Source organism: Curtobacterium sp. VKM Ac-1376 (assembly GCF_015351025.1).
Taxonomy (GTDB): domain Bacteria; phylum Actinomycetota; class Actinomycetes; order Actinomycetales; family Microbacteriaceae; genus Curtobacterium.
This window is the reverse complement of sequence record NZ_JADKRV010000056.1, coordinates 1-658: the sequence shown is the minus strand read 5'-3', so window position 1 is coordinate 658 and position 658 is coordinate 1. Positions and strand designations below refer to the sequence as shown.

Sequence of the window (658 nt, the reverse complement as noted above, 5' to 3'; positions counted from 1 at the left end):
TTCATCCCGGAGGACGCCGCCGCCGTGAAGAGCGGCGCGATGAAGACGTTCCTGCGGTTCCAGGGGTGGCTGTTCTTCCCCCTGCTGACGCTCGAGGGCATCAACCTGCACTGGCTCGCCGTCCGCTCGGTCGTGACCGGCAACGGCACCAAGGCCGACGTGAAGCACCGCTGGTTGGAGGGCGTCCTGCTGGTCGCCCGCTTCGGCATCTACCTCACCATCGTGTTCTGGTTCCTGCCGTTCGGGATGGCGTGTGCGTTCCTCGGTGTGCAGCTGGCCGTGTTCGGCGTGATGATGGGTGCCTCGTTCGCCCCGAACCACAAGGGCATGCCGACGATCGCCCATGACGCGAAGGTCGACTTCTTCTCCCGCCAGGTGCGCACCTCGCGCAACATCCGTGGTGGCTGGTGGGTGTCGTTCCTGATGGGTGGGCTGAACTACCAGGTCGAGCACCACCTGTTCCCCTCGATGCCGCGTCCGGCGCTGAAGCAGGCCCGTCTGCTCGTCCGCGATCACTGTGACACCCTGGACGTGCCCTACACGGAGACCACGCTGCTGCGGTCCTACGGCATCGTCGTCCGGTACCTCAACCGCGTCGGGCTCGCCGCCCGGGACCCGTTCGCGTGCCCCATGGTCACCGAGCTCCGCATCCACTGAC

Annotated in this window: 1 protein-coding gene; it reads left to right on the top strand. The window is 66.7% G+C overall.

The window, feature by feature from the left end; genetic code table 11:
- The coding region (locus ITJ56_RS18125; protein WP_194632024.1) for a fatty acid desaturase family protein at positions 1-657 on the top strand (657 nt) is incomplete at its 5' end.
- Position 658: the final 1 nt, after the last annotated feature.